The following is a 3,957-nucleotide window of genomic DNA, read 5'->3' as shown; positions in this document are numbered from 1 at the left end:
GCCCGGACAGCGAGTCCAGCGCAGCGGTAGGCAGGTTGATCATCGGAGCAGTATCACAAGGCGACGGCACCCCCGGCACTCCGATTTCGGCGCGGAAATGCTTCTGACGCCGCCCGCGCCCTGCTGTGTACCCATGTGCCGACAAAACCTCCCCAAGCGGGTCTCCACGACAAGGACCAGTTCGCGGCAACCTTGGTAGGGATCTGTCCTTGAGCGTCTCGTGGGGCCACATGATCCACGAGGTGATCTTGCGGGGGCCGAGGGATGTCGGCCTGGACCGGATCGGTGGTGCCCGCCCGCGGCGAGGTGTTTGCGGACGACCTGGCGACTGCCCCGGTAGCCGCGGGCCTGAATCTCCAGGAACAGTTGGGTGCCGCTGACCTGGCCTTGTGCCCCCGCACTGGAGTCCTTCCGTCACGAGGCTTCGTGAGCATCCTCAGTGCTCACGGATCCTTGACCACCACCAGCCGCCCACCGTGAAGGTGTTCACCGGCCCAGGATTCGGCAGAGTGCGACGCTCGAACTCATCGTCGATACGAGCAACCAGCCGGCCGAGATCGCGCCGGGCACCGCGAGGGAGGTGAAGCATGACCTCTTCCAGATCATCGCGGGCATACTCCACCTCCAGTCCGGGCTGCCAGACCTGGGATGCCGTCAGATAACGGCCGGGTTGCCTGAACGCCCACTCGAAACGGGAGAGCGCGTCAGCAACTGCACCAGGCCACATCCGCTCATCCTCGACGCGGCGGACAGCTGCACGAGTCTTCGCGGAAACGCCCCGGATCCGCCGAACTGCAACGTGTCTGCGAGGCCGCCACAGCTCAGCACGGACGGCCTTCGGGCGCCTACGCGGCATCGCCCTTTCTGATCAACATGCCGTCATCCTGCCACGAACGAGGCTGGCTCCGCACGCACGATCGAGCTCCCCGCCACTCGGGGTGCTCTTACTTCTCACCAACATTCACGCGCTCTTCGTTCACGGCGTGATGCCGAAACCCACCGACAAGTGCTCTCGCTTGAAAGGTTCTGGCACACATTCTGTGGTCGGTGACGCTGCGTGGTAATCCATGATGGGTTGCATGGGAGCACTCTTCGGCTACTACGCCGCTGCTGATGACGAAGACGCCGTTCGGGCCGTGGTCCGTGAGGATGGGCAGCCGATAGGAACGGGGTACGACTCGTTCACCGTGAAGGGCATCGATCCGGTGGTCGAGCTGCTGCCGGCCGAGGTACTCGTTACGGGGCGAACGGCCGATGCCATCCAGGCTGATCCGCGGCATGGGCACTTGGTCGGGATGGTGGGTGACGGAGGAGTCGTCACGCTGTCACTCACGGATTCCTTCTGTGACTCCCTCGCCCGTGTCGACCTGAAGCAGCTGGGCGAAGTGGCTCACGGTTGGTCTGCGTCGGGTGTCTTCAACGCCGAGTCGGACCCGACCGGGCTCACTGGCTTCCTGGAAGATCTCGCTGCTCTTGCGAAAAAGGCGACCGTTCGCGGCCACCGGCTGTACTGCTGGATCAGCATGTGACCGGAGCTCAGGCCGCCAACAGGACTCGCTTGCGCAGAAGATTGAAGCCGGCTCGTCCGTACATCTGGCGCTTGAACACCGACCACGTCCGGTCCTTTGCGCAGATGCGCACCGAACGCCAGGGCGATCGACTCCCCGACTGGCTCGACGCCGTCCGCCATGACGACCTGCCCAGCCTCCACACCCTTGCCGCGGGCATCGACCGCGACCGCGAGGCTGTGATCGCCGGCCTCACCCTGCCCTGGAACTCCGGTGTCGTCGAAGGGCACGTCAACCGCATCAAGATGCTCAAGGGCCAGATGTTCGGCCGAGCCGGCTTCAGGCTGCTACGCAAGCGCGTATTGCTGGCCACCTAGTCAACTGCCTGACTCTCGATGATAGGAATTCCTTCACGGAACGATGATGTGGGGGCGAGACAAAGCGTGGACTCAGTAGTGGCGATCAGCTTGATCCGCATGGCCGCTGCAGACCTGTCGATGGCGCCCTGGCAGCGCCCCTCGGACGCCTATCTGGTCCAGATGGGGCTGGACGCCTTGATGGCCGATGTCGAGGCTCCCTCGCTTCCCCCGCTGGCTGGGCTCGCGCGCGGTGAGTACCCCCAGGTCCGCGAGCTGTTCGGCCTTGTGGTGGAAGAATTGGGTCTACTCCCGCTGACCTCGGAAGATCTAGCCAAGGCGCGATGGATCGCGGCCCGTTGGTGGGCGGCCCAGATCGTGGCGCGTCGGCTCGATCCCGTACAGGGAGCAAAGCTGATCTATCAGGAAGCTGCAACCGAACTCGACTACCCCGATGCGCTGCAACCCATGGTCGCTCTGGCGAGAAGAATCGACCTGCTGAACGACCGGTCTCTGGAACAGCAGCACATCGACGAGGTCACCTCCGCAGCGCAGGACTTTCTCGCCACAGACGCACCCCTAAGCACGGGCCTTTGACCCGCGTCGCATGACCCACCGTGACCAGTTCACGGAAAGTGAGCCAGAGCCCGTTCTCACCTACGTAGCCAGCCAGCACGTTGGTACGCGGACGTTGAGGCCATGGCAGTGAACGGGGAAGCCCCGGCGGGGTTTCCCGCCGGGGCACCGGTCCTGCATCTGCCTATGCGGGCTCTTGTTTCCAGTTCTCAGGGACAAGTGGCGCCGGCATCAGCCATGGGAAGGCAAGCTGCGCCATGAGCTGTAGCAGCACAGGCTCCATTGTGCTGAATCCCCGGGCCGGGAAGGCGAACACCAGCATCGGCGGCGTCATCAGGGCCCGGTACTGGGTGACGTCCATCCGTGTGTGTGCCAGGCCCACCGAGATCGCCAGGAGCATCGACGGCACGCCAGTGAAGGCCAGCAGGAAGAGCCCGGTCCACATGGTCTCGGCGAAGGGGTCCTCCCACGGGACAGTCACGGCGATGACGATCCATGCCACGGTGTGGATGAGCACATACGTCAGGAGGCATTGCCCGATCCGTCCCAGGACACGGCGCATCCCAGGGCCAGCCGCCTCTGCGTCGCCGTCTGACATCAGCATCCCTTCACGCATCAGTTGCCCGTCTATGCTCTGTCGTTCTTGCCGGGCCGCGCCATGCTTGCGTCGAAGCCCAGTTCACTGGCGATGCGGTCTGTGGAGATCGCGGTGCGCTGACCCACTCCGCGGATCGCAGTGTGCGTAGTCGGCCGGCCGCCCGGGTCATGTGCAAAGTGCCGGTGCCCCGGCGGGAACCTTGCCGGGGCACCGTTCGCTCTTCGGCTTGCTACGGCGTTCCCTTCCATTTCTCGGGTATGAGTGGCGCCGGCATGAGGAAGACGAACGCGAGCTGGGCCATCAGCTGGAGGATCATCGGTGTGGCTGTGCTGGCCATGATGAGCGGCCAGCCGCCGAGGAACAGCATCGGCAGCACGAGCAGGACCCGGAACAGAGCTGCATCCATCCGCCTGTGCGCCAGTCCCGCGATGACCGCGAGGAGCAACGTCGGAACGCCGATCAGCACGAATACTCCGAGAGCAACCTGCGCATGCACGCCGTAGGGATCCCCCTCGGGGTTGACCAGAGCCATGGAGACCCAGGCCGCCGCGTACAGGAGCACGTACGTCAGGACGCAACGCCCGATTCGCGCCGAGACCCTGCGCATGCCCGGACTGGCCGATTGACTGTGTTGCTGCATCAGCATCCCTTCACGCATCGGTTGGTCGTCGGTCTCCAGCTGCGGGTTGGGTGCTGCGTGGCCCGCCGAAGAGGCTGGTTCGTGGCCGGTCGCGAACGCTGTGACGAACAGCCCCAGAGCTGCTGGGATGAACAGGAATATGCCGATCATGGTGCCGGTCAGGGCCCAGGTCGACAGGCCGGCCCCGACGGCGAGGCGAGCTCGGGCGAGTGCCTTCGGCTGGTCTCATGCCACGACAGGGACGGCCGCGGCGGCCGGGCTGATGACGAAGAACCCTGC

The 3,957-nt window shown here is 64.8% G+C and carries 6 protein-coding genes; 3 read left to right on the top strand and 3 right to left on the bottom strand.

From position 1 onward, the window contains the following. Nucleotides 1–436: 436 nt before the first annotated feature. On the bottom strand, nucleotides 437–727 hold the full coding sequence (locus ABT342_RS37900) for a hypothetical protein (RefSeq protein ID WP_351584113.1): 291 nt from the start codon (nucleotides 725–727) through the stop codon (nucleotides 437–439). A 352-nt stretch (nucleotides 728–1,079) separates the two neighbouring features. Here ABT342_RS37900 and ABT342_RS37895 point away from each other — a divergent pair, with 352 nt between their 5' ends. The 3 genes from ABT342_RS37895 (at nucleotide 1,080) to ABT342_RS37885 (ending at nucleotide 2,461) form a co-directional block, all read left to right on the top strand. Beyond that, complete coding sequence (locus ABT342_RS37895; protein WP_351584110.1) at nucleotides 1,080–1,529, top strand: hypothetical protein; 450 nt, start codon at nucleotides 1,080–1,082, stop codon at nucleotides 1,527–1,529. Further along, nucleotides 1,526–1,885 (top strand): transposase, encoded by a 360-nt coding sequence (locus ABT342_RS37890; protein WP_351584107.1) that lies wholly within the window; start codon nucleotides 1,526–1,528, stop codon nucleotides 1,883–1,885. Before ABT342_RS37895 ends, ABT342_RS37890 begins: the two co-directional genes overlap by 4 nt. 78 nt (nucleotides 1,886–1,963) lie before the next feature. Then, nucleotides 1,964–2,461, top strand: coding sequence for a hypothetical protein (locus ABT342_RS37885; RefSeq protein WP_351584104.1), 498 nt, complete (start codon nucleotides 1,964–1,966; stop codon nucleotides 2,459–2,461). A 163-nt stretch (nucleotides 2,462–2,624) separates the two neighbouring features. On the opposite strand, the gene ABT342_RS37880 is transcribed toward ABT342_RS37885, so the two are convergent. Then, nucleotides 2,625–2,957: a hypothetical protein gene (locus tag ABT342_RS37880; RefSeq protein ID WP_351584101.1), complete on the bottom strand. Its 333-nt coding sequence runs from the start codon at nucleotides 2,955–2,957 to the stop codon at nucleotides 2,625–2,627. Between the two features lie 310 nt (nucleotides 2,958–3,267). After that, on the bottom strand, nucleotides 3,268–3,828 hold the full coding sequence (locus ABT342_RS37875) for a hypothetical protein (RefSeq protein ID WP_351584098.1): 561 nt from the start codon (nucleotides 3,826–3,828) through the stop codon (nucleotides 3,268–3,270). Nucleotides 3,829–3,957: the final 129 nt, after the last annotated feature.

The organism is Streptomyces sp. NPDC000410 (assembly GCF_040300305.1).
In the GTDB taxonomy this organism is placed as follows: domain Bacteria; phylum Actinomycetota; class Actinomycetes; order Streptomycetales; family Streptomycetaceae; genus Streptomyces.
The sequence above is the reverse complement of the archived record's forward strand: the minus strand, read 5'-3'. Positions and strand labels throughout refer to the sequence as shown.